Below are 26627 nucleotides of genomic sequence, written 5' to 3'. Positions count from 1 at the left end.
ATCCCGAAAACCCCTACCCGAGCCGCTACGCCCACGGGTGCATTAGGGGGTCACTAGGGGCTGTCAACCCGACACGACCGGACATACCGTTGCCGTTCAGGCTGCCGTCGCCGCACGCCTGACTCCACGAATGGCGTTGTGGCTGAAGAAGATTACCCGCGCACGGGAGCCACGTTGTTGGAAGGGACCCGATCATGACAGATCATCTGGCCGAAGCGGTACTCGACGGTGCACCCGCTGAGGTGCTGCTGTCGCACGAGGTTCCTCACGACTATCTGGCCGCACACCTGCGCAGGGAAGACGTCCACCTCTTCGACGGTGAGACCGACAAGGATCCGCGCAGGTCGGTGCACGTGGGTCGGGTGCCGATGCCCGAGCTGGCCCCCGACGAAGCACTGGTCGCGGTGATGGCAAGCTCGATCAATTTCAACACCGTATGGTCCTCGATCTTCGAACCAGTCTCCACCTTCGACATGATCGACCGCTACGCCCGCCACGGCGGATACGCCACCCGCCACCAGCAGGACTACCAGGTGATCGGTTCGGACGCCTCCGGGGTGATCGTCCGCACCGGGGCGGGTGTGCGCAACTGGAAGGTCGGCGACCATGTGACCGTGTCCCCGGTGCTGGTCGACGATCAGCACCCCGACGCACACAACGACGCGATGCACGACCCCAACATGACGGCGTGGGGTTACGAGACCAATTTCGGTGGCCTCGCCCACTATTGCGTGGTGCGTGCCAGCCAACTCCTACCCAAGCCGAGCCATCTCACCTGGGAAGAGTCGGCCTGCATCAATCTGTGCGGCGGTACCGCCTACCGCATGCTGGTCGGCGAGCACGGCGCGCAGATCAAGCAGGGCGACATCGTGCTGATCTGGGGCGCGGCCGGTGGACTCGGCGCCTTCGCCACCCAGTTGGTGCGCAACGGTGGCGGAATTCCCATCGGTGTCGTGTCCTCGGAAGAGAAAGCACGGCTGGTGCAGTCGCTCGGTTGCGACATCGTCATCAATCGTGCCGAGCTGGGACTCGATGACCACGATCACAGCCCCGAGTCGACGGTCAAGGCCGCCAAACGGCTCGGCAGAGCGATCCGGTCGGCAGTCGGCGAAGACCCGCACGTCGCCTTCGACTACACCGGACGCAGCACCTTCGGCATGTCCGTCATCGTCGTTCGGCGCGGCGGCACGGTGATCACCTGCGGTTCGGCCAGCGGCTACCGCCACGAATACGACAACCGCTACCTCTGGATGAACCTCAAACGCATCATCGGCAGTCACGCGATGAACCTGCGCGAGGCCAACGAAATGATCCGTCTGTTCGACCTCGGCCAACTCGCCCCACCCCTGTCCTCGGTCCACACCCTCACCGAGGCCGCCGACGCGGTCCGTTCGGTACAACGCAACGAACACGTCGGCAAGGTAGGCGTCCTCGGCCTCGCCCCACACGAGGGCCTCGGCATCACCGACCACCACAAGCGCGAACGCCTCGGCGAAGCCTTCCTCTCGCCGCTGCGCCGCGCACCACAGATCCCCACCCCCGACCGAATCCCGGTGTCGGCGTCCTGACCTTTCGACGCCACAGGTACCGAACTCGCCCGCCACCCCTCGGTTCTCGCACGCCGAGTTCGCCGAACCCATTTCGGTTCCGTGTGAACTCGGCGGGCGTCGCGGTGAGAATGGTCGACTGAGCGCTGCCGAATCCGCCTACCTCGGTGCGAAGTGTGCGCGGTTCGCCGAACCGGCCACCGACAATGTGTGCAACGCACACATCGATCGACCAGCCCTACTGCGTTTGATCGGCGCGATCGATGGTGCCTATGTTCTCGCTCTCGGTTGCGAGGCCGGGCATTTCAGCGCCGATATGCACCACTGCGGCACCGCGCGCGGCGACGAAGGGAGCAAGACCCCGTTACGCGCCGCGCGGGAACGGCTCGGTGACGACGCGAGCCAATCTCCTATACAGCCAGCACCGGCTCGCGAGTCAGGGGTTCCGGGAGCGCTTCGGCGTGCAGGATGTGCAGGTTGCTGACGGCGCGTGTGAGAGCCACGTACAGGCGTTGTAGGCCACGTTGTTCGGCGGCGGCGATCTGCGCGGGCTCGATGACGAGGACGGTGTCGAATTCGAGGCCCTTGGCGAGGGTCACCGGTGCCAGGGTGAGTCGGGTGTCGTCCATGTCCGACTCGTCGTCGCCGAGGACGATGTGCGGTAAATCGCTGTCGGTGAGCGCTTTTCGGAAGTCCGAGACCGCACCGTCAGCGGCGATGAGACCGACCGAACCCTCCTGCGTCAGTGCCGTGATACAGGCGTGGACCACCGCCGCGGTCCGTTCCTCGGCCGCGACCCGCGTCACGCGCAGTGCGTCGGCCGACTGCCGAAATGACGCGGGTCCGCGCAGTTGCGGCGCGATGTGCGGCAGCAGGCGGGCGGCGTAGTCGATGACCTGTGCGGGAACGCGATAGCCGCGAGTGAGTTCTTCGATCTGTCCGTCCGCAGCGCCGAGATGGGTCAGCGCGGCGGCCCAATCCTGGATCGCCGAGGGACTGGTGGCTTGGGCCAAATCACCCAGGACCGTGCATGATCCGGCCACGCGGCGCCCGATCGCCCGAATCTGCATCGGGCTCAGATCCTGCGCCTCGTCGACCACGATATGGCCGAGTTTCGCCGGGTGCTCGATCAGCGCCGCCGCCTCGTCGAGCAAGGCGAGGTCCGCACCGGTCCAGGTCATCGCCTTCGCGCTGCGCGGACGCTTGGTCGCGAGCAGGATCGCATCCTGTTCGTCTGCCGAGAGGATCCCCTCGGCGGCACCCGCGAGAATCTTCCGGTCGGTGAGCAGATCGAAGACCACCTTGGCCGGGTCCACCGTCGGCCACATCCGTTGCGCGGCACGGGCTATCGTTCGGTGTCGGCGAACCTTACGCAGGGTGCTCGTGGTGGCCGGGTCACCGGAACGCTCGATCTGGCGCAGCACGAGATACGCGAACCGTTGCGCGAGCAGTTCCTGACCACTGCCGTAGTCGATCACCCGCTCGCGCACCGCGGCCAACTCCTCGGCGAGCTCGTCGGGATACAGCCGCCACGTGCGGTGCTCGTGGGTGATCACCAGTGTCTCGTCGATCGTCGCGACGCGCGACCACACCTGGCGGCGCACAACGTCCGCCATCCGCACGTCACCCTTGATCCGTGCCGCCGCCGGTGCGTCGACGCCCTCGACAGCGACCGAGGCGACGAGCTCATCGATGGTCGTCTGCCACACCTGCACCTCACCGAGCGCGGGCAACACATTGCGCACATACGCCAGGAACGATCGGTTCGGTCCGATGACGGCGACCCCACCGTCCTTGCGCAACCGCTCCCGCTCACTGAACAACAGAAACGCCAAACGATGCAGGCCGACAGCGGTTTTCCCGGTTCCCGGCGCGCCCTGAATACAGAGCGTGCGTTCCAGCGGAGCGCGCACCAGGCTCATCTGCTCGGGCTGAATCGTGGCCACGATGTCGCGCATCGGCCCTTTGCGCGGTCGTTCGATCTCCGCCGCAAGCAGCGCGCCCCCGCGCTCGTCGGCGGCGCCGTCGAGCGGTTCGTCCTCGTAGGCGCTCAGCACGCCCTCGTGGTCGAAGCCGAATCGGCGCCGCACCCTGACCCGCATCGGATCGGCGTGCCCGGCCTCGTAGAAGGCACGCGACAGCGGAGCGCGCCAGTCGATGACGAGCAACTCGCCCGCCTCGTCGCTCACGCCACGGCGTCCGATGTAGACGCGGTCACTGTCGGGCTCCGAGGACGGCCAGCCCACATCACGGAAGGTGTCGTAGACGTCGCCGCGCGGTAAGTCCAAGCGCCCGAAGAACAATGGCACGCCTTCGAGATCGGTCAACGCCTCGACCTGCTCAACGCGCCATGTACGCAGCGCGTGATTGTTGACCTTGTCCCCGACGTCGCCCTGGGCCGCCCCCGTGACGAGCATCGTGTGCACTTCTTCGCGCATGCGTGCGAGCGAGGAGCGGCAGGTTTCCATGTAGTCGGCTTCGGTGCGAATCTCCGGTTCGACGTGGTCGGGTTCAGTGGAAGGCATGGGTGAAGACCCCTCACGGCTGAGAGTGTTGTGTCGACGGGACTTATTTTACTAGGTTAAAAGTATTACCGAGTCAATGTATTAATCAAATCAGGACAAGCTAGGCTGACCCGCGTGGAGGCTGTCGGGCTGCGCGAACTCAAGAAGCGCCGCACTCGTGCTGCGATACTGGAGGCCGCGTTCGCCTTGTTCGAGCGGTCGGGGTTCGACGGAGTCTCGGTGGCCGACATCGCCGCGGCCGCAGAGGTATCCAAGCCGACGCTGTTCGCGTATTTCCCCACCAAAGAAGACCTCGTCCTGCACCGATTCCTCGACGGCGAGAACGATCCCGCGCTGATCGTGCGACATCGCGACGCCGCGACTCCCCCGTTGCGCGCCCTACGCCAGAACTTCCTGGACCGGCTCACCCAGCGCGACCCCCGCACGGGACTCAACGACGACCCAGCCGCCGTCATGTTCCACGACCTGCTGTATTCGACCCCTTCCCTGATGGCCCGGCTGTCCGGTTACATGCTCGACCGAGAACGCGACCTCACCGACGCACTCCTGAGTTCCGGCTGGCCGAGCGACGAGTTCACCGCCCGCCTGGTAGCCGCGCAGATTTTCGCCGCGCAGCGCATTCTCTCCAATCACAACGCCAGAGCGATCCGCGCAGGCCGCGCGGTCGACGACATGTACCCCACCGCCGTCGCCAACGCCGACCAAGCCTTCGACGTCATCGAGAACGGTCACGCACCCCGCTCCGACTGACCGGACCAGGCACATCAGGCGACGATCACCAACGCCGACAACTCATTTAACCGGCCACCGCAGATCACCCCCGAGAGGGCAACACGCCTCGACAATCCCGCCGACGGCTACACACGCGAGCCGCGGGTATCACCGGCGTCGGCACCGCTGCGATCAGTACAGCGTCGAGAACCTTCGGAGCCTGTTACCCGAACTATTCGAGGTCCGACCAACCCCGGCATGCGGCGTGCAGCTCACTACCTCTTACGAACTCGTGGAGCCGTGATCGAAATATCCACTGCCGCAGCTGTTGCACGCGGTGACCACCCCAACTTTCTTTGAATTAGGGTAACCTAATACAAACGGAGGAGTCGAGTCGACGGGGAACCGAATATGACTGTAGTCAGGGGAGCGCGGTGGCGGGTGCCGGGGTTTGTCGAAGGGGCGGCGGGGGCATGAGCATAGTCAGGCTCACTACCGAGCTGCCGATCTCGGCCGAGGCAGCCTACGAACTGGCCCAGAAGCCGGAACTGTTCAAATACGTTGTCTCGCCCATACTTCGGGTGCCGAAGCTCGATTTTCCCGACCGTATCGCGCCGGGCGCGCAGGCATCGGCACGGCTGTGGTGGTTCGGGGTCATTCCCAGCTGGACCCACCGGTTGACCCTTGTGCGGCTCGAACCCACCGAGATCTACACCAATGAACGCGGCGGGCCGGTCCGTACCTGGAACCACCACCTCACCTTCACCCCGATCGACGACAACCGCTGCCGCTACACCGACGAGGTCGAAACCGACGACGGCGTCACCGGTTTCGGCACCCGGTTGTTCATCCATCTGATCTTCCGTTATCGACACCTGCGCTGGCGGGCGCTCACCCGGGTGCTCGCCTAGCGGCGCCGACACCGCTCGCGCCGAGGGGGCGACGTCATTGCGACGCCCACGTAGTGTTGTTCGATGGCGGACGAAAACGTCCGTCGTCGGTCTCTGGTCGCCGCACATCGCGCCGGTCGGCCGTGTTCGACACAGCGGCATCGAAGCGCATCGCAGAAGGTGAGCCGGCGAAAGTCATGGTGGTCAAGGGCGAAAAGCCCGACGGTGGTGGCAGGTCACGAGGGGGTCGTCCACCACAGACGGCGCAGCAGCACGAAGTGGCCCGAGCACGCATACTCACGGCGACCCGCGCGGTGTTCGCCGAGCACGGGTACTACGGGGTCACGGTCAGTCGGATCCTGAAGCACCTCGGTATGTCCCGCGCGACCTTCTACCGGTATTTCCGCAATGCCGACGAAGCCGTGTGCACGGTGATCGAGGCGGCGGGCGACGCGTCGCTCGTGGCATTGCACGCCAGCGTCGGCGAGGTGGAAGGCAGCATCGCCAAGGTACTCGCGGGCATCGAGGCGCACCTGCGCTGGAGCAGCGAGCAGGCCGATATCGCGCAGTCGTTGGAAGCGGGCATTCACGACCCGCAGAACCCGGTGTCGCGGATGCGTGAACGGGTGCACGCCGAAATCACCGAACTACTCGTCACGGAGGCGAACGCGACCGGCCGAGGCAACCCCGACCCGCTGACCCTCAACGTCTACATCACGACGATGGAGCACACGTCATATCACATGCGTCGCACCACTTCCGGTGACGAAGCGGCGGAAAACAACGCGCGCACCATCATGATCAAATGCGCACTCGCCCTGCTCGGCACACCGGAGGACTGGAAGTTACTGGAAGCCGACCCCGCCACACTCGGACTCGCCGAATAGGCACCCCACCCGAGCGCGCACTGCGACGCGACGAACAAGGATCGCGCATCCGCCTGTGAGCTCACCCAATGCTCGCCTCGCCCCGGCGACCAACCCGCATTCGAGCCGTAAGGTAGGTGATCATGGCCCCTACCGAGCACCCCGAGCAGGTCCAGTCGGTGATCGAGTCGTATCTGCTCGACGGCACGCGGCACTACAGCCGCAACGATGTCGCCGCGCGATCCTCCTCCACCACGGAGCTGACCAAGCGGTTGTGGACCGCGCTCGGCTTTCCCGCCGGCTTGGACGACGACGCGATCGATTACACCGAGGCCGACGTCACGGCGGTCCGCGAGTTCGGTGCGCTGAATGTGTTGGCGTCGGCGGACTCTCGGCGGCAAGCGGCGACGGCACGCACGCTCGGGCAGGGCATGGCGCGGCTGGCCGAATGGCAGGTCGACCTGGTGCTCGCGGAGATCACCGAACGCATCGCGCAGGCCGGTCCCGACGCCGACCCCGCCGCCACGATGCGCACCGCGACCGAGGGTGCCATCGCCACGATCGAGCGGCTCAACGTCTACGCGTGGCGTCGCCATCTCGCCGCGGCGCTCGCCCGCTCGCTCGACTCGGAAAACACTGCGGGAGAGTCGGTTCGCGATCTCGCCGTCGGTTTCGCCGATATGGTCGGCTACACCAGGCTCACCAGGCACCTGCACCCGGACGAGCTGTCGATGCTGCTGGAGGCGTTCGAGTCGACCACCACCGCCGCGATCACCGAGAACGGCGGCTGGGTGATCAAGAACGTCGGCGACGAGGTGATGTTCGCCGCCGAGTCCGCGGCGGACGCGGCACGGATCGCGTTGTCGATCCAGGACAGCACGATGATGGTCGGCGGCACCCCGGAACTACGGGTGGCGTTGGCCTACGGACCGGTACTGCAACGCTTCGGTGACCTGTACGGCTCGGTGGTGAACATCGCGGCACGGTTGACCGGCGTCGCGCGGCCGGGCACGGTGCTGATCGACGACGAGGCCGCCGGTCAGTTGGAGGGCGCGGGGTTCTCGATCAGGCATCTGCGCAGCGTTCGAGTGCGTGGATTCAACCGATTGCGTCCACATGTGTTGCGCCGCAACGGGAAATCCAAGGACAGATAGTGCGCTGACGCACTGCCGATACGGACGGTCCTGCCGCGCTCTAGGCTCTTGCCGGTGGACCCCTTGCCAACCGACATCGACTGGTCGCGCCTGCGCGCGTCGACCGTGATCGACGAAGACGCCGCGATCTTGACGCTGAACAAGCCCTCGGGCATCTCGGTCACCGGTGAGCGCCACGACACCGACATCGTGGAATTGGCCGCGGTGGCGGGCGAACAGCTCTATCCGGTGCATCGGATCGACAAGGTCACCTCCGGGCTGGTGTTGATGGCCAAGGATCTCGCCGCGCACGGACCGTTGACCAGGCAATTCAACAAGCAGACCGCCGAGAAGACCTACCTGGCCATCGTGGCGGCGACGGGGATGCCGGAGACCGGCGTGATCGATCTGCCGTTGAGCGTCGGTCGCAAGAATCGGGTGCGGGTCGCCGCCCCACGCGAACGCATCCGCGAGCAGGACGGCCGCTGGTTCGTCGAGCAAGCCGACCTGCTCGACAGCAAGTGCTACCCGTCGACCACCCATTTCGCGACGGTGCAGCGCGGCGAGCGGCACACCGTTCTCGCCTTGCGCCCGGTGACGGGGCGCCGCCACCAGATCCGCGTTCACCTGGCGTGGACCGGTCATCCGATCCTCGGCGACCCCCTGTTCGACAAGTCCGCCGCCCTCCCGCGCACCTACTTGCACTCGTGGCGCCTGCGCGTGGAAGCGCCGTGGCGCACCCCGCAAACCCTGTTCCTCGAAGCCACCCCCGACTCCGGCTTCTGGGAGCCAGAACCCTTGCGCGACAGCGCATTACCAGACCACGCTGCCGAACTGCTCCCGCCTGCCGGACGGTAATCGATTCGCGTGGTATCACGGATGCCACCCTCTGGTCATGGACGGAATCGGGGGCCAGCGGCGGGCGCGCTAGACGGCCATGCTGCGTCAGTTGCGTCGAGCGTGCCTGCCCCGCTCGGTCCCCGGGCGCTCGTCGCCGAGCGGTATTTCGCGTACGTCACGCAGACAACGGCACGATTGCGGAGTTCGGCCCGGTCAGCGGATTTCGCCGAGCACGTCGCTACCCTGCCGGGCAATGGGTTTCGGCTGGCGGGATCGTCAGGTCGATCAGGTATCGGTCGGCGGTGCCGGTGGTGCACGGAGTGCGTCCGTAGACTCCGTGCCCCCACCCGTCGTAGGTGAGCAGTACGGCGTTAGGCGTGTTCGCGGTGACATTGCGCGCCCATTCGTGCGGGGTCGCGGGGTCATGGCGCGAGTTCATGATCACGATCGCCGGGCCCTCGTCGCCGCGGGGCGGGTGCGGTGGGTTCTTGTGCGCGGTCGGCCATCCGGAGCAGACACTGCCCGCCGCCCACGCGAAGTGCGCGTGCAGTGCTCCGGCGGCCGCGTTCTGCTCCTGCCACAACCGCGACCACTGCGCCTGGTCGGCGACCTCGAATTTCCAATCCGAACATGCGATGACCCACGGCGTCGCGACGGCGGCGGGTGCGGGTGCGGGCGGCGCGGCGGCGGGCGGTAGGTCGACCGACGGCTGGTCGATCAAGCTGCGCAGATCCGTTGCCAACCGTGACCATTCGGGCGTATCGAGCCGCTGGGTGACGGCGGTGCTCAGGTCCAGCGGCCCCAGCACGGTACCCGAAGCCGGGTCGCGCAGCACCCCTCGTCCTGCGCGCGAGTAGAGATCCTCGAAGGCGGCTTCGATATCGACGCCGTGCAGGACGCACTGTTGCTCACGTCCGCACCAGGCGACGAATTCCCCGAAGGTGTCGGCACCGGCGCGGGCTGCGCTCGCGAGCATTTCCCTGCCGCTCACGATGTGATCGTCCACGCTGTCCAACACCATGGCCCGCAGTCGCTCGGGAAACAGCTCGGCATAGGCCTGCGCGGACATCGTCCCGTAGGACCGGCTGTAGACACTGATCCGCTGTTCACCCAATGCCGAACGCAGCGCGTCGACGTCGCGCGCCACGCTCGTGGCGTCGACGTGTTCGAGCAGCGGCCCCGTGTAGCGGCGACAGCTGTCGGCGAGTTCACGCGCGTACGCGTGCACCTCCTCGATCCGACCGCCGAGATCCGGTACCAGGTTGGGCCGGTGCGCCGCCAAGTCGGCGTCGCAGCGCACGGGATGGCTTCGGCCGACTCCGCGTGGATCGAGGCTGATCACATCGAACCGCGCCAGGATCGCCGAGGAGAACTTCCCACCCGCGATGATCTCGTCCACCCCCGACTTCCCTGGACCGCCGGGCAGGGAAACCAGCGTGCCCAGCTTCCGCGCCGGTTCATCGGCACGATCGCGCACCACGGCGATGTCGACCGTGGCCGAGTCCGGATCGGACCAGTCCACCGGCACCGGGATTGCCGCGCAGTCGAATTCGGCATTCTCCTGACACGGTGTCCATGCGATGGTCGACCCTGCGGGTGGGGACGACGCGCAGGCGACCACCGTCCCCGAACCGAGCACGAAGGCCGCGACCACGAGCAGGACACTACGACGCAACGACATACACCGATCGTCACCGCCGACAATCGCTCAGGACATCACCCGCGCGGACGATCCGGGACTCATCCCGGAGTACTGCTTCGACGGCGTGTCAAGACCGCGCATTAGCGTTGCCACACACCGAGGCTCACCCCTGTGGCCAGGTCGGCGACCGACCGAGGAGCCGCAGGATCTGGTCCAGCACGGGCTGGTCGTCGGCGGCGGCCAGCGCGGGAGCGAAGGCGGCACCGTCGAGCAGGCGGCCTTCGTCGTCGGGGACGGCGCGCGCGATGCGCAGGGCTTCGGCGGCGAGTTCGTGATCAACCGGCACGGTGACGCCGATCGCGCTGGCCACATCCCAGGCGTGCACCACGCTGTCCACCAGGTGGAACCCGATCGCGCTCTCGGCGGGGATATCGAAACCCGGTGCGATCTCGGGCAATCGGACCGGCCGATCGAAGACGTTCTCGTCCGCGAAGGCAGCCACCACCTCGGCGGAAGCGCTCTGGTAGGCGGCCACCGGATCGGCGTATTCGCGGGCGGTCCACAGCCCTTCGGCCTCGCCCGCACCGCGCGCCGCCGCGGCGAACCCGCTGTTCTCCGTGCTCATGTGTGCGAGCAGTTCGCGGAGGTGCCAAGCGGCGCAGGGTGTTTCGTTGTCCAGCTGATCAGGTGTGACGCGCGCGACGATATCGGTGCTCAGCCGGACCGAGCGTGCGTGCAGGGTGCGCAGCCGATGCCGCTCTTCATTAGTATGCATCCACTTATCGTAGGCTCATGCTTACGATCTGCCAAGCAGTATCTTCGAAGCCATGCCGGAACCACCCCGCCGCCCCGACCTCGCCGCGATGATCGGACCGCTCGGCCGGGCACTGGTCGCCATGGAACTGCCCGTGCTCGAACAGCACGGCCTGACGATGTGGGGATACTCGGCACTACTCGGCCTCGGCGACGAACCCGTTTACACCCAGTCCGCACTGGCCAAGGCCATCGGCGCCGACAAGACCCGCCTGATCGCGGTACTGGACGAACTCCAACGCCAAGGGCTGATCCGACGCGAACCCGACCCCGCGGACCGCAGGGTCAACCTGGTCTCGATCACCCAGGAGGGGCGCACCCGCCGCGAGCGCACCCAACGCGATATCCAGCAGCAGGAGGAGCGGATACTCGCCACACTGCCCCAATCCGACCGTCGCGCCTTCCTGCGCGCGCTGCATACGCTGTCGACCAGCACCGCGCAGCAGGGCTGACCACCGCGACCGGCGAGCGCACCTCTGGAGAAGCGAGCGTGACCGGCACGCGAAATTCTCCGACCGCACCGCCCGCACCGTCGACAATCCCGACGTCCTAGCATTGACTGTCCACGGGGCACGCGAACCCACGGCGCCCGCGCCGGGCGACAACACAGAAAGCGGTCGGCGATGATTCTGGTGGCTCAGGTCAGTGATACGCATGTCGATTCCGGCGCACGCAATACTCGACGCGTCGAAGAGGTCATGGCCTTTCTGTCCGCGCTGCGGCCACGCCCCGACGCGATCCTGTTGACCGGTGACATCACCGATCATGGCTGGACGCAGGAGTACGAGATCGCCAGGCGCGCGGTGCGGTCCGACATTCCGGTGTACTCGATTCCCGGTAACCACGATGACCGCACCGCTTTTCGCACGCACTTGCTCGGCGAGCCAGCCTCGACCGCGCCGGTCGATCACGCCCACCGCGTCGGCGAATTGACCGTGGCGCTGCTGGATTCGAGCGTGCCGGGCGAGCCAGGCGGGCGCCTCACCGAGGACACCTACGCGTGGCTACGCACCGTACTCGCCGAAGCACCCCCGGATAAGCCGATCCTGTTGGCACTGCATCACCCGCCAGTAGTCCTGCACAGCCCGGTGATCGACGAGATCTCCCTCGATGAACCGCAACGGCTGGCCGAGGTGATCGCGGCCGACGAACGCATCATCGGCGTGGTCGCGGGACACGCGCACACCTCGGCGGCAACGACCTTCGCGGGACGGCCACTGATCGTGGCGCCGAGCACGTCCTCGGTACTCGGCGGCACCTGGGAGCTCGAATTGCCCGACCAGGTCATGGATTACGCACCGGACCCCGCCGTCGCCCTGCACCTGATCGATCCGGATTCCCGGTTCACCACGCACTTTCGCACCGTCCCGATGACAGGACGGGTCAGCGTCAAACCCGAATGAGCGCTACCGCGGCGCCCGCTTGCGGCGGTAGGCGGCGGGCGTCTCCCCCGTCCAGCGCTTGAAGGCGTAGATGAAGGTCGAGGCCTCCGCGTAGCCGAGCCGAATGGCCACATCGCTCACCGAAAGCGGTGTGGTGGTGAGCATTTCCTCCGCCAGCGCGAAACGCACCTCGTCCAGCAGCGCGCGATAACTGGTGCCCGCCGCATCGAGCTGACGCCGCAAGGTCCTGGTGCTGATATTCAGATCGCTGGCTACCGCGTCGATCCCGAGCGGCCCGGCGAAACCGTCGACCCCACCACGCGGCAGCAGCCGCGCGCGCACCTCGGACGCGATTCCGGTGCGCGCACGACGCCGTTGCACCAGGTCACGACACTGCGCGAGGCACATCGCCCAGGTGTGTTCGTTCGCCTGCGGCAACGGCTGACCCAGCAGGGACTGATCGACCGCGAAAAGGTTGTAGGGCCTGTCGTATTCCGGCACCACCCCGAGCGCCTCGGTGACGATGTCGAGGCGATCCGGTGTGGGAAAACGGAATTCGACCCTGGTGAGCGGGAGCTGACGACCGAGCAGATCGGTCATCACCTGGACCATCGCGGTGACGTCGCGCTGCACGAGGAACTGACGCACGTCGGCGGGCACGGATTCGTCGTGCACCCGTCCGATGAACTCCTCCGCACGCCATTCGGCAACCGGCAGGCAGAAGGCGAAACTCAGGTCGAGATAGCGCAGCGCGAAATCGACGGCCTCCCCCAGGTTGGGGCTACTCACGCAGGCGAAACCGAAAATACCGAAGGTGGTGATCCGGTAGCGGCGTCCCACCTCGGTGCCGAGCGTCGACCGGTCCGGCAACGCGTGCACAAGATTGCGGATGACCGTGAGCTCGGCGTGCGCGTCGATCTGCACATCGGGGTCGTGCATGCGCCGTTCGGTCAGACCCGAACCGCTGAGCATCTGCCCGACCGAGACACCGAGCTCACCCGCGTAGTCGACCATCAATGCCACGCTCGCGACTCCGCGTGGGAAGTTCCAATCACGAATTCCCGGATCCTGCACCCGTTGCACCGAGTCATTATGGCCGGATATCTCGATATTCACCCCCGAATGAACAGATCGGCTGAATAAATCCAGCATTTATCCATGCGCGCATAAGCATGCGAATATCCCAGAACCGCCGACCTGGCAGACTTGTTCCGTGCACGCACCAACTCCGATGAGCAGAGCGCAACCGCTCGAGCGCGGACCGCTGCGTCCGATCGAGCTGGCCGTCGGTGCGGTACTCGGTGGTGCGACCGTCGGCCTGGTCACCATCGGCTCGGTGGTGCCGCTGGCGGCGGGACTCAACCTCGTCGCCGCCGTTCCACTCGGCATGATCGCGCACCGTTATCGCGTGCGCGCCATGATCGCGGCGTGCGTCGCCGCGGGACTGGTCACCTTCGTCGCGGCCGGACTACTGCCCGCCAGCGGCCTGCTCGCCTCTGCCACCGTCGGCGGCATCATCGGATCGGTGAAGCGCCGACACCGTGGGCTGCTGTCGGTGCTCGGGCTCTCCACCCTGGCGGGACTGGTCTGGGCCGCGCTCTCGGTCGGCGCACTGCTGATACTCAGCGCCTCACGCAACCTGATCTTCGACAACCTGCGCAACGCGAGCAAAGGCATCCAGAACCTGGCCGAACGCCAGCCACAGCTGGCGCCGCTGGGCCGAGCGGTCGCCGACATCACCGAGACCGTGCTGCACTGGTGGTGGTTGTGGATCGGCGGTGGCGTGGCCGCGGGCATGATCGTGACCGGCCTGTTCTCCTGGTATGTCCTCGGCTCGGTCCTCGACCGACTCGCCTGGTTGCCGACCCGCGACCGCCTCGACGCACCACCGGATGATCGTCCGATCGCACCACTTCCGGTCACCCTGCGCGGCGCGGGCTACCGCTACGCGGGCGCGGCACACAGCGCGCTGCACGCCATCGACCTCACCATCGACTCCGGTGAATTCGTCGCCGTTGTCGGTCACAACGGCTCCGGCAAGTCCACGCTCACCCGACTGCTCGCCGGTCTGCCACCCACCGAGGGCAGCGTCGAACGACCGGGTTCGGCGGGCCTCGGCCATCTCGGCGGCACCGCGCTGGTGCTGCAGCGGCCGGAAAGCCAGACCCTCGGCGTGCTGGTCGCCGACGATGTGGTGTGGGGCCTGCCCACCGAACTGGCGGCGTCCGTCGACGTAGAGGCCCTACTCACCGAGGTCGGCCTCGCTGGCATGGGCGGTAAGGAAACCGCCGGTCTCTCCGGCGGCCAGCAGCAGCGGCTCGCGGTCGCCGCCGCACTGGCAAGGCGCCCCGCGCTGCTCATCGCCGACGAAGCCACCTCGATGATCGATCCGCGCGGTCGCGGCGAACTGGTGGCGCTGCTCGCACAACTACCGAAGCGACACGGGATGGCCGTGGTTTTGGTCACTCATCACGAGAGCGACGCCGCGGCGGCCGAGCGTGTCGTGCACCTCCAGCAGGGCCACACGGTGGACCACCTACCCGCATGGCCGAAGCCGATGCGCGAGGCTCGCCGCACACCGATCGGCAGCCCGCTGCTGGAATTGCACGGCGTCCGTCACACCTACAACCGTGGAACCCCGTGGGAGGCACCGGCATTGCACTCGGTGGACCTCACGGTGCGCCGCGGCGAAGCACTGCTGGTGGTGGGCGGGAACGGCTCGGGCAAGTCGACGCTGGCCTGGATCATGGCGGGACTCATCGCGCCGAGTGTCGGGCGCTGCGAGCTCGCGGGCAAGTCGATCACCAAGCAGATCGGCCGAGTCGAGTTGGCGTTTCAGCACTCTCGGCTGCAACTCCAGAAGCACACGGTCAGCGCCGAGATCACCGACTGGGGCGGACGCGCCACCGGCTCCGGCGCGGTGGGCAAGGCACTGGACGCCGTCGGTCTCGATCGTGCGATCGCCGCGCGGTCGATCGAGGAACTCAGCGGCGGCCAGGCCAAGCGGGTGGTGCTCGCCGCCATCGTGGCCAGCCATCCCCAGGTCGTTGTACTGGACGAGCCCCTGGCCGGACTCGACCCCGAGGGCCGCGCCGACATCGTGGAACTGCTGGCCCGGCTGCGCGACTCCGGGCAGACGCTGATCATCATCTCCCACGATGTGGAGGACATGGCGGCCATCTGCGACCGGACGGTGCATCTGCGCTCGGGCCACCTGCTGGCGGCGGAGTCGTTGCACGAGCCGCAGGACATTTCCAGTTCATCGATCCCGCGACAGCCCACGGCGCAGGACTCCGAACCGCGGCCCGACCCACGACCGAGCCGAGCGGTGCCCGGTTGGCAGCTCGACCACGGTCGACCGGAGCGAGGAGGCCACCGATGAGCACGGTGTTGTTCCGACAGGTTCCGGTGTCCAGCCCAGTACACCGGCTGTGGGCGGGTACCAAGCTGATCGGCGTGCTGATGATCAGCCTGCTGCTGATGTTCCTTCCGTCCTGGCCGGTGCTCGGCGTCACCGTCGTCGGGTTGATCGTCATCGGTGCGATCGCCAAGATCCCGATCGGCACCGTCCCGAGACTGCCGTGGTGGTTCTGGGGATTGGTGGCCATCGGAGCATTGACCACCGCACCGGTCGGACTCGCCGCCCTGGTGCGGTTCGCGCAGGTATTGCTGTTCAGCATGCTGCTGGTCGCGGCCTCGTTGCTCGTCGCATGGACGACGCCGATGAGCGAAATCGCGCCTGCCCTGGCCAAACTCGGTGCACCGCTGCGCAAACTCCGTATCCCCGTGGACGAATGGGCGGTCGTTGTCGCGCTCACCCTGCGCGGGTTGCCCTTGTTGCTGGACGAGATCCGCATCCTGCGCGCCGCACGCCGACTTCGCCCCAAGAGCGACCTGCTGCGCCGTGCGACCGACAGCTCGCTGATCGATCTACTCACCGCCGCGATGGCCGTATCGACCCGCAGGGCAGCCGAACTCGGCGAGGCGATCACCGCGCGCGGTGGCACCGGTGAGCTCACCGCGACACCAGCGACGCCGGGAAAGCGCGACGTGATCGCGGTGGCCAGCCTGGCCGTCGGGATTATCGGCTGCGTCGTATTGCACAACGTGGTCTGATCCGGCGGTTCGCCGAGCGGATTCAGCGCGGCGTCCTCGATACGTGTTTCGATCAGCCATTCTCGAATACCGCTTCCGATAACCATTTTCAGCGGTTTTCGTTCGGCTCGGTAACGATTGCTGTACGCCGCACGCATACTCTGAATTACATGGTGAGCGATGAATAGACCCCCGAATTCGACTGTGCCAAAAGGTGAGTACCATCACTCATACCCTGGGCACGAGTCACTCGAACTCTCGAATGACCGACGGTTTCCACTCCGAAAGCCCTGGGCCGCAGCACAGTAACCTGCAATTTGCTGCGTGATTTCTTGTTCTTCAGCTGTTCGTTCCGCTCGTTGTTCGTCTCTACCGGTCTACGGAAGCGACATTCGCTCGCGTCGCTTCGCCCGAGTGCTCGAACCCTTCGGTACTCGAACCCATTCCGGGCGTGGACCCCTGATGAGGATGGGAAGTTCGACATGATCGACAAGCTTCTGCACAGAATCACGGCGGGCGCCGCCGCGCCCCTGCTCGCCGCCCTCGTCGTCGGCGTCGCGGGCATGCACGCGCAACCCGCGGTCGCGCACGCCGAGCAAGCACCCGCCGCGCCGAACGTCGGCTACGAGGCAAAACTGGTGGGCGACAAGATCATCACCACCCTCACCTCCGGCACCTTCGAGGTGAGCGGCGACTCGGTCGGCGTCAAAGACGAAGCAGGGGAAACCCTCATCACCATGCCGCTGGCCTTCCGCCAGGACGGCATGGAATACCCGCTGCCGCACACGGTCAGCGACGAAGGTCGAGTGCTGGAACTGACCGCGGTCAAGGACACGACGAAGGCACGTCGGACCGCGCAACCAGTCGCCTCGATCTACGAGAACCGCCAGGCGCAAGACTCATTCATGACGCAGTTCGGCATCGCCACCGCCATCGGGGGCTTCATCGGCACCGCGCTCGGCGCGCTTGTCGGCCTCACGGGTATCGTCACGGGGCCTGGCGTTATCGCCAGCGTGATCGCGGGCGCCACCATCGGCGGGATCATCGGCACGATCGTCGCGGGCGGACCCACGCTGATCGTCGCGGGCGTCGACCTGCTCAGCACACTCACCGCGGCACCGGGCACCACGAAGTGGATGGAATCCGACCGCCCCGAGAACTGACCTGAACCATTCCCCCTGCCCACTGCCCGAGCGGGACATGAACGCGCACAAGCTCTTCGCCGCCGCCATGTCCCGCTCGGCACTGGATCACCGATCTTTGCGGATGGCCTTCTTCGCCGCATCCTGCGCCGAGTCCACCTGACTCGCGTACTTGCCGCCGGTTTGCTTGTCGACGGCGTCACCCGCCTTGTCGATGACCGTGTCGACCTTGTCCGCGTTCTTCTGCGCAAGGCCCATCGCCTTGTTCGCCAGATTCTTGAAGTCCACCGAGCACTCCTCGCTCACACCAATGGGGATAACCAGTGGTTCACTTTACCCAGGTCGTCGCGGTCACGCCGACCAGATCGGGTGCCACAGCCTGCCCGTCTCGGTCCAACTCATAAACCGAACGGTCCCGGCGATTTTCGGCGTCACCCACACCGCGTCCGCGCGCTCGTCGGCGGTGAGTTCATTGTCGAAGGGGCTTGTCTTGCGCACCAACTTGTTCAACTCGACCGCCAGCTCGCGCATCCGTTCCGCACCGAAACCGGTGCCGACCCGCCCCACATACACCAGCCGGTCCTCGTATTCGACGCCCACCAGCAGTGATTTGAACTCCCGCGCCGTGCTGCGCCGCCACCCACCGATCACCACTCGCTGATCGCGCCAGTTGCGTTGCTTCAGCCACGAATGTCCGCGCTTGCCAGGCAGATACACCGAGTCCTTCCGCTTGGCGACCACACCCTCCCATCGGCGTTCCCGACTGTATTCGAGCGCGTCCGCGCCCGACCCCGCTAACCGAGGCGGCACCCGCAGTCCAGGAACCTTCGCGGCCAGTGCCTCCAACACCATGCGCCGATCGGCGTACTTCTTACGCACCAACGACGTGCCGTCCAGATACAACACGTCGAAGGCCACGAACACCGCGCGCGCCGGATCCGCCTGCAACAACGCGAAATCCGCGACCTCGTGCGCATCGAACACCACGGCCTCGCCATCGAGCACCACATCGTGCTCGGCCAGCGCACGCGCGGCCGCGAGCACACCCGGATAGCGCTCAGTGACCACGTGCCCGAGCCGACTGCGCAAGGTCACCGCACCGGAGCGGACCTCGACGATCAACCGGAAGCCGTCCCACTTCGTTTCGAACGCCCACTGCTTCGCGTCGAGTTCAGCGACCTCGCCCGCGGTGGCCAGCATCGGCGCGATCGCCCTCGGGAACTTGCTCGTGCCCCGGGCGGCAGCTGACCGAGCCAGCTGCCGCGCCTGTTCGTCTCGCGGCTGCCCGTCTCGCGGCTGCCCGTCTCGCGGCTGCCCGTCTCGCGGCTGCCCGTCTCGCGGCTGCCCGTCTCGCGGCTGCGCACTGGCGGGTTGCGCCCGCATCAGGTGCATCAGCCACTGGTCGCCCTCGGTGCGGATCAGCGCGTACCGACCGGTGAGCCGCTCGCCGTGGAAAACGACGATCACCTCGTCATCGCGCCACTTCTCGGCCTCGTAGGTGCCGGAATCCCAGATCGTCATCCGGCCGCCGCCGTACTGCCCCTTCGGGATCTCGCCGTGGAAATCCAGATACTCCAGCGGATGATCCTCGGTGTGTACGGCGAGCCGATTCTGGCGCGTCGATTCCGGCGGACCCTTCGGCACCGCCCAACACACCAGCACACCGTCGCGTTCGAGCCGCACGTCCCAATGCAGTCGTCGCGCATGGTGTTCCTGCACGACGTATCGGTTGTTCGCGCCGGGAACGGGCCGACCGCTCGGAACCGGTTCGGGGGTGCGCGTGCCGTCGCGCATCGATCGATACTTCGTCAGCGGATCGGGTTGCCCGCCACCGCCGACCCCGGGCAGTGCGGGATCGAGCTCGGCGAGTAGATCACCCTCGGCTTCGAATCTGGCGATCACCTCATCGAAGAGCAACTGCCGCAACGAATCCCGGTCCTCGATCTCGGACCAGTCGCGCGGTGCCGCCACCGAGGGTTGTGCGCGTCCGCGCAACGAATACGGGGCGATGGTGGTCTTGGACGGATTGTTCTGGCTCCAGTCCAGGAAGATCTTGCCGTCGCGGGCCGACTTCGCCATAGTGGCGGTGACCAGATCCGGGTGCAGGCGTTCGAGATTCGTCGCCACCTGCTTGGCGACCGTCGACGCGCCACCGGGGCTCAAGCGCTGCGTCAGCGGGACATAAAGGTGCATGCCCTTACTGCCGCTGGTCACCGGGAAAGCGCGTAATCCGATGCCCGCCACCATCTCGCGCACCGCGAGCGCCACCGTCGCGCATTCGGCGAGACCGGCGCCGGGGCCCGGATCGAGATCGAAAACCAATCGGGTCGCCGCACCGATCGCAGCACCGTCGAAACGCCACTGCGGCACATGAATTTCCAACGAAGCCTGTTGCCCGATCCAGACAAGACCCGCCTCGGAATCGAGCACCGGATAGGTGGCTTTACGCGAAGAATGATCCACGGTGTGGCGCGTCAACCAGGCCGGTGCGTGCGCGGCCAGATTCTTTTCGAAGAATGCGGGGGCATCCACCCCATTCGGCCAACGCTTCCTCGTCACCGGACGCCCGGCGATATGCGGGAGCAGCGCGGCCGAAATTGCCGAATAATAGGCGACTACCTCGCCTTTGGTGGTGCCGGTTTCCGGGTACAGCACCTTGTCGAGATTGCTCAGCTCGATCTCGACACCACCGAAATCCTGCCGGCGCGACGTCATGGCGCCGTCCGCACGGCGCCATGCTCAGCGCACACACCCCGTGGCGGGGACCGGCCCGTGCGGGCCCCGCCACGCTGACGTCATCGCGATGTCAGGGTCGAGGGCCGGGTTCCGGGGTGCCCGGCTGGCCGCCGCCCTGCTCGTTCGGTGGGACGGCCTTGCGTGCGGCGTCCTTACCCTTTTCGATCTTGTCGGTGTATTTCCCCTGAGTTTTCTCATCGATGAAGTTTCCGGCCTTGTCGACCGCATCGTTGATTTTGTCGGAGTTTTTCGACGCGGCTTCCCTGCCCTTACCGACCAGGCCCTTCAAGCTGTCCACAAGACTCATCGCTCGCTCCTTCGTCGAATTCATGGATGTTCACTCAACATCTTCCCACCATGAATCACTCGGTGGGAAGCCGATCGGGTCGACCCTTTGGCCCGGCATCGGTACCGCGATCGCGGTACCCGCCGCTTTCGCCGCCGCGATCATCCGATGCACCGGTTCCGACCAACTGTGAAAAGCCAGATTGAACGTCGCCCAATGGATGGGAACCAACAAACCGTACCCCGCGTTGCCCTGGCACAGGTCAGCATGCGCACGCACCGCTTCCTCGGGATTCATGTGCACATCGACCCAGCGTTCGTCGTAGGCACCGATCGGGAGCAAGGTCAGATCGAAGGGGCCCAGCGCCGCACCCGCCTGCGCGAAGGCCTGCGTGTATCCGGTGTCTCCCCCGAAGTACACCCGCTTGGTGGCGCCGACGATCGACCACGACGCCCACAGGGTGGTGTTGCGAACCAGGCCGCGACCGGAGAAATGCCGCGCCTCCGTACAGGTGAGCGTCAGGTCGCCACCGGCCCGAGCCAGTCCGAGTTCGGACAGCGAAACCGAAGCGCCCCAATCCAATTCAACGATCCGGTACTCGGGAACACCCCAGTGCCGCAGGTGCGCGCCGATCCCGATCGGCACCAGGAACGGAGCCTTCTGCCGCTGCACGAGCTCGCGCACGGTCTCCTTGTCCAGGTGGTCGTAATGATCATGCGAGATGACCACCGCGTCCACCTCGGGCAGCCGAGTCAGCGGCGCGGGCACCGGATGCATCCGCGCCGGACCCACCAACGCCGAGGGGGAAACCCGCTCGCTCCACACCGGGTCGGCGAGCACCCGGTAACCGTCGACCTCCACCAACGCGGTGGCATGCCCGAACCAGGTGACCGCGAGCTCGGCCGCCTCCTCGGGCAGGTGCGGGACGGCCAACGGCACCGCACGACGCGGACGACCGATATCGCGTTTGGTCACCGCCGAGAGCAGCAACGATCCACCGGCCCCCGCGGCGACCGGACTACTCGGCTCGGTGTTGTGGAACCGCTGACCTCGATAACTGCGCGAACCCGCCGCGTACGGCCGAATCGCCGAGATCGACGCGCCCATCGCCGAGGGAATCCCCCACGCGGCACGCACCACCCAGCCCAGGCCGAGCCCACCGACCACCGCGCCAACGACCCGTCGAAGACTCATCATCGCCCCACGAACTTCGCCGCGCGCTTCTCCTGCCGAGCCCTGCGTGCCTCGGCGGCGTCTTCGCTCGCCCACGCCGCGGCCAGTGCCGCATTCTGCTCCGTGTTCTCCTGGTCGACGCCGTCATCGTTGAGGACGAGTTTCATGTGGCGCAGCGACAGCGGCGCGAGCGTGGCGATCTGCTTGGCCCACGCCTGCGCGTCCGCGAGGTCACCGAGCCGATTGGCGAAACCGAAGGTGTAGGCGTCCTGCGCCGACACCGTGTCGGCGCCGAGCAGGACCGTGCGGGCAGGACCACCGCCGACCAGTGTCGAAAGCTTGCGCATCGTCCAACGATCCACCGAAATGCCGAGCTTGGCGGCCGGAATCGCGAAGAACGAATCCGGCGACATCACCCGCAGGTCCGAGGCCAGCGCCACCTGCACACCCGCACCGATCGCGCCGCCGTTGATCGCCGAGATCACCGGGACCGGCACCGATTCGATCGTGCGCAGCATTCCGAGCAATTCGGTGATGAACTCGTCGCCGTACACCCCCGACAGGTCGGCCCCCGCGCAGAAGATCGGGCCACGGCCGGTCAACACGATCACGCGCGCCTGGTCGGCCACCGCGGTGAGCACCGCCTCGCGCAGCCGCGTTACCAGCTCCAGATCGAGCGCGTTGCGGCGCTGTTCCCGCTGTAATTCGATGGTGACCACATCACCATCACGGCTGACTCCGAGCATGCGACCTCCCCAACTCCGACGACCTGACTGATTACCTTTCACTTTGCCACAGGTCACGACGGCTTTCCCTGAGGGCAATACAATCGTGCGCTGTGCCGACAGACTTCGAGATCCTGGTGATCGGTGCTGGTCAGGCAGGGCTGTCGGCCGGTTATCATCTGCGCCGCCTCGGGCTGGTGCCCGAGCGGGATTTCCTGATCGTCGATCACGCCGACGGGCCGGGCGGCGCGTGGCAGTACCGCTGGCCCTCGCTGACGCTGACCACCGTCAACCGCGTGCACGACCTGCCAGGCATGGAGTTCGCCGAGGTGCTGCCCGCGGGCTCGGAGTCGGCGCCAGCGGCCACCGCGGTGCCGCGCTACTACGAGCTGTACGAGAAACGATTCGATCTGCGAGTGCGACGGCCGGTGTCGGTGACCGTGGTGTGCGACCGTGGCGATGAACACACCGCGACGACCGACGCCGCGGCGCACACCGAAATGCTCAGCGCCGAAACCGATGCCGACGGCCCGCTGCGCGTGCGTGGACTGATCAACGCGACCGGCACCTGGGAGCGCCCCTTCATCCCGCATTATCGCGGCGCGGCGACGTTCACCGGACGCCAGCTACACACCCGCGACTACCGCACCGCTGACGAATTCGCCGGGGCGCACGTGGTGGTGGTCGGCGGCGGGATCTCGGCGGTGCAGCTGCTCGACGAGATTTCCCTGGTCGCCTCCACTACATGGGTAACGAGGACGCCGCCGCTGTTTCGCGACACCCCGTTCGCACCGGAGGACGGCCGCGCCGCGGTGGCACGAGTCGAAGACCGGGTGCGCCGAGGGCTGCCGCCCGGTTCGGTGGTCTCGGTGACCGGGCTGCCGTTCGACGACCGCCTGCGCGCCGCCCAGCGCCGCGGGGTGCTGCACCGACTACCGATGTTCGACCACATCGAACCGGACGGCGTGCGCTGGGCCGACGGCTCTTTTCAGCCCGCCGACGCCATCGTGTGGGCGACCGGCTTCCGCAGTTCGCTCGACCACCTCGCGCCGCTCGGCCTGCGCGGCCCCGGCGGCGGCATCACCATGACCGGTCGCCTGGCTACCCAGGTCCAGCGCGATCCTCGGGTACACCTGATCGGGTACGGACCATCGGCGAGCACCATCGGAGCCAACCGAGCCGGTCGCGCCGCCGCCGCGGAACTCACGAAATATCTTGGCCTACAGCCGCATTGACCACTTACTCCAGTCCGCCGGCGAAGGTGTCCGGGTCGGGGCCGGTCCGCTCGCCCGCGTCCAATCCGCTGATCGCGTCCACCTGTTCGGTGCTGAGCTCGAAGCCGAACACATCGAAGTTCTCCACGATCCTGCTCGGCGTCACCGATTTCGGGATCACGACATTGCCCAGCTGGAGGTGCCAACGGATGACCACCTGCGCGGGCGTGCGCCCGACCTCGGCGGCCACCCTGGCGATCGTCGCGTCATCGAGGAAGGTGGCCTGACCCAGCGGACTCCACGCCTCGGTGGCAATGGCATTGGCCGCGTGGAACTCGCGCAACTCGCGCTGCACCAGCCTCGGGTGCAACTCGATCTGGTTGACCACGGGGATCTCGCCGGTCTCGGCGATCAGCCGCTCCAGGTGCGGCACAGTGAAATTCGAGACACCGATCGACTTGATCCGCCCCTGCGACTTGAGTGCCTGGAAGGCGCGGAAGGTGTCGATGTAGCGGTCGGCCTTCGCCACCGGCCAGTGGATGAGATACAGGTCGAGGTAGTCCAACCCCAACTTCCGCAGACTCTCGTCGAAGGCGCGCAGTGTCGAGTCGTAGCCCTGCTCGGAGTTCCACAGCTTGGTGGTGACGAAGACTTCCTCGCGCGGCAGCCCGAATTCCCGGATCGCCCGGCCGGTGCCTTCCTCGTTGCCGTACAAGGCAGCGGTGTCGATGCTGCGGTAGCCCGCCGCTAGCGCGGAGGTCACCGCGGCGGAGGTCTCCTCGTCGGGCACCTGGAACACGCCGAAGCCGAGTTGCGGGATCACGTTCCCGTCGTTCAGCACGATCGGGGGAACGGCACTGGTCTCGCTTTTGAAGGTCACATTCCGACGGTAAGAGGGCGACGGCGCGTCGTCAACGAGTGTGACCGGTGTGTTGGCTGTCGAACCCCGGTCGCGTGCCCCATGAAATCGCCACGACCCGCGCCCGGTGATCAAGGTGAAATTGACGACGGCATTAATACTTCTACCGAGAGGAATTATTGGCTACGGCCGAGACCGTGGCTAGTTTTCTCCTGGTGTCCGGTTATCTCGCACGCCGCATAGGTCAGGCCATCCTCGTTGTGGCACTGGCGTATTCGGTTGTCTTCTTCGTGCTGAACGTCCTGCCGGGCGATCCGATCGAACAACAGATCGCCGACCCCACGAATCCCATCTCCGATGACGACGCCGCAGCGCTGCGCGCGTATTACCGACTCGACCAACCCGCCTACGTGCAATTCGCGGTCTCGCTGCGACGACTGTTCTCGGGTGATCTCGGCTACTCCCTCAACACCGGGCAACCCGTGGCACGGCTACTCGGCGAAGCCCTGCCCTCCACACTGACTCTCGCCGCGGTCGCCTTCGTGCTCGCCGCGCTCATCGGCTTCCTGCTCGCACTGAGCGCGGTATTCGGCCCGTGGGCGCCGCTACGCGAGGCCGCGAGCACGCTGCCCGCGCTGTTGCTTTCGGTTCCCGCCTTCGTCTCCGGACTGCTTGTGCTGCAATTCTTTTCTTTCCAGCTCGACTGGATGTCCGCCATCCGGGACGAAGGTCTACGTTCGGTGGTGTTCGCCGCGATACCGCTCTCGCTGCCGGTGGCCGCACCGATCGCGCAGATCCTCACCCAGGGACTCGCCAACGCGGCGGGCCGCCCCTATGCGGAGGTACTGCGGGCGCAGGGGCTTTCGTCCTCGCGCATCATCTTCGGGCACATCGTGCGCAACGGGTCGATCCCCACGGTCACCATCATCGCGATCACCGTCGGCGAATTGCTCGCCGGATCGATCATCACCGAAACGGTGTTCAGCCGCACCGGGATCGGCTACCTCACCGAAACGGCGGTGCGCAATCAGGACACACCGATCATCCAAGCCGTCGTCCTCACGGTCTCGGTGACCTTCGTGGTGATCAATCTTCTGGTCGACCTCGTCTATCCGCTCATCGACCCGAGAATCAGGACGACCGTCACGACCACAGATCCACGGCGCGTCGAATCGGGCCGCACCGTCGAGGCGGCCACGATATGACCGCCGTCACGGCGATCGCCGATCTCACACAACCACGCCGCTATCGCACGCGGCTCGGTGTTCTCGACGTGCTCGCACTGCTGTTTCTGCTGCTCGTGTTGGCGATGATCCTCGTGCCGGGGGTCATCGCGCCCTACGACGCGTTGCGGGAGAACATCGCACCACCGCTGTCGGGGCCCAGTGCCGCGCATCCGTTCGGCACCGACTACATCGGCCGCGACCTGCTCAGCCGGGTCGTCGCCGGCACCGCCGCGACGATCGCAGGATCGTTCATCGCGGTAACGATCGGCCTGGTCGTCGGCACCCTACTCGGGCTGCTCGCCGCCTATTTCGGGCGCGTCGTCGACAGCGTCGTCGGACGCGCCGTCGACGTGCTGCTGTCCATCCCCACCCTGCTGTTGTCCATCACGATCATCGTCGCGCTCGGCTTCGGCACCACCAATGCCGCCGTGGCGGTGGGTGTTTCCTCGATCGCGGTATTCGCACGGCTGGCCAGGTCGGAGGTACTGGAGATCCGGCACCTGCCATTCGTCGAGGCCGCCGAACACATGGGCGCGGGGCATCTGCGGTTGCTGGCACGCCACGTGCTGCCCAACTCGTACTCCTCGGTGCTCTCGCTGGCCGCACTCCAATTCGGTACCGCGATCCTCGCCATCGCCTCCCTGAGCTTCCTCGGCTACGGCGCGCAACCACCGAATCCGGAATGGGGACTGCTCATCTCGGAAGGCCGCAACTACATCAACTCGCACCCGGTACTGGTGCTGTTCCCCTCGCTGGCAATCGTGCTCACCGTGATGGCGCTGAGCAGAACCGCCCGCCTCATCCGAAAGAAGGTCGGCTGAC

The 26627-nt window shown here is 66.4% G+C and carries 24 protein-coding genes; 14 read left to right on the top strand and 10 right to left on the bottom strand.

Annotated features, from left to right (window positions below; all coding sequences use genetic code 11):
- Positions 1-194 precede the first annotated feature (194 nt).
- Positions 195-1568: a crotonyl-CoA carboxylase/reductase gene (gene ccrA, locus ABEA50_RS27085; RefSeq protein WP_345498995.1), complete on the top strand. Its 1374-nt coding sequence runs from the start codon at positions 195-197 to the stop codon at positions 1566-1568.
- Between the two features lie 389 nt (positions 1569-1957).
- Here the strand turns inward: ccrA and ABEA50_RS27080 are convergent, their stop codons facing one another.
- On the bottom strand, positions 1958-4072 hold the full coding sequence (locus ABEA50_RS27080) for a HelD family protein (protein WP_345498993.1): 2115 nt from the start codon (positions 4070-4072) through the stop codon (positions 1958-1960).
- Positions 4073-4186: 114 nt separating this feature from the next.
- Here ABEA50_RS27080 and ABEA50_RS27075 point away from each other — a divergent pair, with 114 nt between their 5' ends.
- The 5 genes from ABEA50_RS27075 (at position 4187) to ABEA50_RS27055 (ending at position 8530) form a co-directional block, all read left to right on the top strand.
- Entirely contained in the window at positions 4187-4822 is a 636-nt protein-coding gene (locus tag ABEA50_RS27075) for a TetR/AcrR family transcriptional regulator (RefSeq protein WP_345498991.1), read from the top strand.
- Between the two features lie 434 nt (positions 4823-5256).
- Complete coding sequence (locus ABEA50_RS27070) at positions 5257-5694, top strand: hypothetical protein (protein ID WP_345498989.1); 438 nt, start codon at positions 5257-5259, stop codon at positions 5692-5694.
- A gap of 176 nt (positions 5695-5870) precedes the next feature.
- A complete protein-coding gene (locus tag ABEA50_RS27065; protein ID WP_345498988.1) occupies positions 5871-6560 on the top strand; it encodes a TetR/AcrR family transcriptional regulator in 690 nt (229 codons plus the stop codon).
- 122 nt (positions 6561-6682) lie between these two features.
- Entirely contained in the window at positions 6683-7693 is a 1011-nt protein-coding gene (locus ABEA50_RS27060; protein WP_345498987.1) for an adenylate/guanylate cyclase domain-containing protein, read from the top strand.
- A 54-nt stretch (positions 7694-7747) separates the two neighbouring features.
- Positions 7748-8530: an RluA family pseudouridine synthase gene (locus ABEA50_RS27055; protein WP_345498986.1), complete on the top strand. Its 783-nt coding sequence runs from the start codon at positions 7748-7750 to the stop codon at positions 8528-8530.
- 220 nt (positions 8531-8750) lie between these two features.
- On the opposite strand, the gene ABEA50_RS27050 is transcribed toward ABEA50_RS27055, so the two are convergent.
- Together ABEA50_RS27050 and ABEA50_RS27045 are read right to left on the bottom strand one after the other, a co-directional pair.
- Positions 8751-10193, bottom strand: coding sequence for an alpha/beta hydrolase (locus tag ABEA50_RS27050; protein ID WP_345498985.1), 1443 nt, complete (start codon positions 10191-10193; stop codon positions 8751-8753).
- A 124-nt stretch (positions 10194-10317) separates the two neighbouring features.
- Positions 10318-10929 (bottom strand): TIGR03086 family metal-binding protein, encoded by a 612-nt coding sequence (locus ABEA50_RS27045; RefSeq protein WP_345498982.1) that lies wholly within the window; start codon positions 10927-10929, stop codon positions 10318-10320.
- Between the two features lie 52 nt (positions 10930-10981).
- On the opposite strand from ABEA50_RS27045, the gene ABEA50_RS27040 reads away from it, so the two are divergent.
- Both ABEA50_RS27040 and ABEA50_RS27035 read left to right on the top strand, forming a co-directional pair.
- Positions 10982-11419 carry a MarR family winged helix-turn-helix transcriptional regulator gene (locus ABEA50_RS27040; RefSeq protein WP_345498980.1) on the top strand — a complete coding sequence of 146 codons (438 nt, stop codon included), beginning with the start codon at positions 10982-10984 and terminating at the stop codon, positions 11417-11419.
- A 171-nt stretch (positions 11420-11590) separates the two neighbouring features.
- The gene (locus tag ABEA50_RS27035) at positions 11591-12370 is read left to right on the top strand and encodes a metallophosphoesterase (protein ID WP_345498978.1); all 780 of its coding nucleotides are present in this window, start codon (positions 11591-11593) and stop codon (positions 12368-12370) included.
- Between the two features lie 3 nt (positions 12371-12373).
- Here the strand turns inward: ABEA50_RS27035 and ABEA50_RS27030 are convergent, their stop codons facing one another.
- Positions 12374-13432 carry an AraC family transcriptional regulator gene (locus tag ABEA50_RS27030; RefSeq protein ID WP_345498976.1) on the bottom strand — a complete coding sequence of 353 codons (1059 nt, stop codon included), beginning with the start codon at positions 13430-13432 and terminating at the stop codon, positions 12374-12376.
- A 148-nt stretch (positions 13433-13580) separates the two neighbouring features.
- On the opposite strand from ABEA50_RS27030, the gene ABEA50_RS27025 reads away from it, so the two are divergent.
- From ABEA50_RS27025 to ABEA50_RS27015, 3 genes are all read left to right on the top strand, one after another.
- A complete protein-coding gene (locus tag ABEA50_RS27025; RefSeq protein ID WP_345499197.1) occupies positions 13581-15731 on the top strand; it encodes an ATP-binding cassette domain-containing protein in 2151 nt (716 codons plus the stop codon).
- Positions 15728-16465 (top strand): energy-coupling factor transporter transmembrane component T family protein, encoded by a 738-nt coding sequence (locus ABEA50_RS27020; protein ID WP_345498974.1) that lies wholly within the window; start codon positions 15728-15730, stop codon positions 16463-16465. The genes ABEA50_RS27025 and ABEA50_RS27020 overlap by 4 nt, the downstream gene beginning before the upstream one ends.
- A 461-nt stretch (positions 16466-16926) precedes the next feature.
- Complete coding sequence (locus ABEA50_RS27015; RefSeq protein ID WP_345498973.1) at positions 16927-17607, top strand: ammonium transporter; 681 nt, start codon at positions 16927-16929, stop codon at positions 17605-17607.
- An 87-nt stretch (positions 17608-17694) separates the two neighbouring features.
- On the opposite strand, the gene ABEA50_RS27010 is transcribed toward ABEA50_RS27015, so the two are convergent.
- The 5 genes from ABEA50_RS27010 to ABEA50_RS26990 form a co-directional block, all read right to left on the bottom strand.
- Positions 17695-17874 (bottom strand): antitoxin, encoded by a 180-nt coding sequence (locus ABEA50_RS27010; RefSeq protein ID WP_345498971.1) that lies wholly within the window; start codon positions 17872-17874, stop codon positions 17695-17697.
- Between the two features lie 63 nt (positions 17875-17937).
- Entirely contained in the window at positions 17938-20301 is a 2364-nt protein-coding gene (locus ABEA50_RS27005; protein WP_345498969.1) for an ATP-dependent DNA ligase, read from the bottom strand.
- 91 nt (positions 20302-20392) lie between these two features.
- Complete coding sequence (locus ABEA50_RS27000) at positions 20393-20629, bottom strand: antitoxin (protein WP_345498967.1); 237 nt, start codon at positions 20627-20629, stop codon at positions 20393-20395.
- A gap of 30 nt (positions 20630-20659) precedes the next feature.
- Entirely contained in the window at positions 20660-21802 is a 1143-nt protein-coding gene (locus tag ABEA50_RS26995; protein WP_345498965.1) for an MBL fold metallo-hydrolase, read from the bottom strand.
- Complete coding sequence (locus ABEA50_RS26990) at positions 21802-22527, bottom strand: enoyl-CoA hydratase (RefSeq protein WP_345498964.1); 726 nt, start codon at positions 22525-22527, stop codon at positions 21802-21804. The genes ABEA50_RS26995 and ABEA50_RS26990 overlap by 1 nt, the downstream gene beginning before the upstream one ends.
- Positions 22528-22619: 92 nt before the next feature.
- Here ABEA50_RS26990 and ABEA50_RS26985 point away from each other — a divergent pair, with 92 nt between their 5' ends.
- A complete protein-coding gene (locus ABEA50_RS26985; protein ID WP_345498963.1) occupies positions 22620-23741 on the top strand; it encodes an NAD(P)-binding domain-containing protein in 1122 nt (373 codons plus the stop codon).
- A 4-nt stretch (positions 23742-23745) separates the two neighbouring features.
- Here ABEA50_RS26985 and ABEA50_RS26980 read toward each other — a convergent pair whose 3' ends face one another.
- Positions 23746-24600: an aldo/keto reductase gene (locus tag ABEA50_RS26980; protein WP_345498962.1), complete on the bottom strand. Its 855-nt coding sequence runs from the start codon at positions 24598-24600 to the stop codon at positions 23746-23748.
- A gap of 176 nt (positions 24601-24776) precedes the next feature.
- Here ABEA50_RS26980 and ABEA50_RS26975 point away from each other — a divergent pair, with 176 nt between their 5' ends.
- Positions 24777-25784: an ABC transporter permease gene (locus ABEA50_RS26975; protein WP_345498961.1), complete on the top strand. Its 1008-nt coding sequence runs from the start codon at positions 24777-24779 to the stop codon at positions 25782-25784.
- On the top strand, positions 25781-26626 hold the full coding sequence (locus tag ABEA50_RS26970; protein WP_345498960.1) for an ABC transporter permease: 846 nt from the start codon (positions 25781-25783) through the stop codon (positions 26624-26626). Before ABEA50_RS26975 ends, ABEA50_RS26970 begins: the two co-directional genes overlap by 4 nt.
- The last annotated feature ends 1 nt before the right edge of the window (position 26627 follow it).

Source organism: Nocardia callitridis (assembly GCF_039543305.1).
Lineage (GTDB): Bacteria > Actinomycetota > Actinomycetes > Mycobacteriales > Mycobacteriaceae > Nocardia > Nocardia callitridis.
The sequence above is the reverse complement of the archived record's forward strand: the minus strand, read 5'-3'. Positions and strand labels throughout refer to the sequence as shown.

What these genes read in the sequence shown, in the direction of transcription:
- ccrA (WP_345498995.1), top strand. Translation starts at nt 195, where the DNA reads ATGACAGATCATCTGGCCGAAGCGGTACTCGACGGTGCACCCGCTGAG.
- ABEA50_RS27080 (WP_345498993.1), bottom strand. Translation starts at nt 4,072, where the DNA reads ATGCCTTCCACTGAACCCGACCACGTCGAACCGGAGATTCGCACCGAA.
- ABEA50_RS27070 (WP_345498989.1), top strand. Translation starts at nt 5,257, where the DNA reads ATGAGCATAGTCAGGCTCACTACCGAGCTGCCGATCTCGGCCGAGGCA.
- ABEA50_RS27065 (WP_345498988.1), top strand. Translation starts at nt 5,871, where the DNA reads ATGGTGGTCAAGGGCGAAAAGCCCGACGGTGGTGGCAGGTCACGAGGG.
- ABEA50_RS27060 (WP_345498987.1), top strand. Translation starts at nt 6,683, where the DNA reads ATGGCCCCTACCGAGCACCCCGAGCAGGTCCAGTCGGTGATCGAGTCG.
- ABEA50_RS27050 (WP_345498985.1), bottom strand. Translation starts at nt 10,193, where the DNA reads ATGTCGTTGCGTCGTAGTGTCCTGCTCGTGGTCGCGGCCTTCGTGCTC.
- ABEA50_RS27045 (WP_345498982.1), bottom strand. Translation starts at nt 10,929, where the DNA reads ATGCATACTAATGAAGAGCGGCATCGGCTGCGCACCCTGCACGCACGC.
- ABEA50_RS27040 (WP_345498980.1), top strand. Translation starts at nt 10,982, where the DNA reads ATGCCGGAACCACCCCGCCGCCCCGACCTCGCCGCGATGATCGGACCG.
- ABEA50_RS27035 (WP_345498978.1), top strand. Translation starts at nt 11,591, where the DNA reads ATGATTCTGGTGGCTCAGGTCAGTGATACGCATGTCGATTCCGGCGCA.
- ABEA50_RS27025 (WP_345499197.1), top strand. Translation starts at nt 13,581, where the DNA reads ATGAGCAGAGCGCAACCGCTCGAGCGCGGACCGCTGCGTCCGATCGAG.
- ABEA50_RS27020 (WP_345498974.1), top strand. Translation starts at nt 15,728, where the DNA reads ATGAGCACGGTGTTGTTCCGACAGGTTCCGGTGTCCAGCCCAGTACAC.
- ABEA50_RS27015 (WP_345498973.1), top strand. Translation starts at nt 16,927, where the DNA reads ATGATCGACAAGCTTCTGCACAGAATCACGGCGGGCGCCGCCGCGCCC.
- ABEA50_RS27005 (WP_345498969.1), bottom strand. Translation starts at nt 20,301, where the DNA reads ATGACGTCGCGCCGGCAGGATTTCGGTGGTGTCGAGATCGAGCTGAGC.
- ABEA50_RS27000 (WP_345498967.1), bottom strand. Translation starts at nt 20,629, where the DNA reads ATGAGTCTTGTGGACAGCTTGAAGGGCCTGGTCGGTAAGGGCAGGGAA.
- ABEA50_RS26995 (WP_345498965.1), bottom strand. Translation starts at nt 21,802, where the DNA reads ATGAGTCTTCGACGGGTCGTTGGCGCGGTGGTCGGTGGGCTCGGCCTG.
- ABEA50_RS26990 (WP_345498964.1), bottom strand. Translation starts at nt 22,527, where the DNA reads ATGCTCGGAGTCAGCCGTGATGGTGATGTGGTCACCATCGAATTACAG.
- ABEA50_RS26970 (WP_345498960.1), top strand. Translation starts at nt 25,781, where the DNA reads ATGACCGCCGTCACGGCGATCGCCGATCTCACACAACCACGCCGCTAT.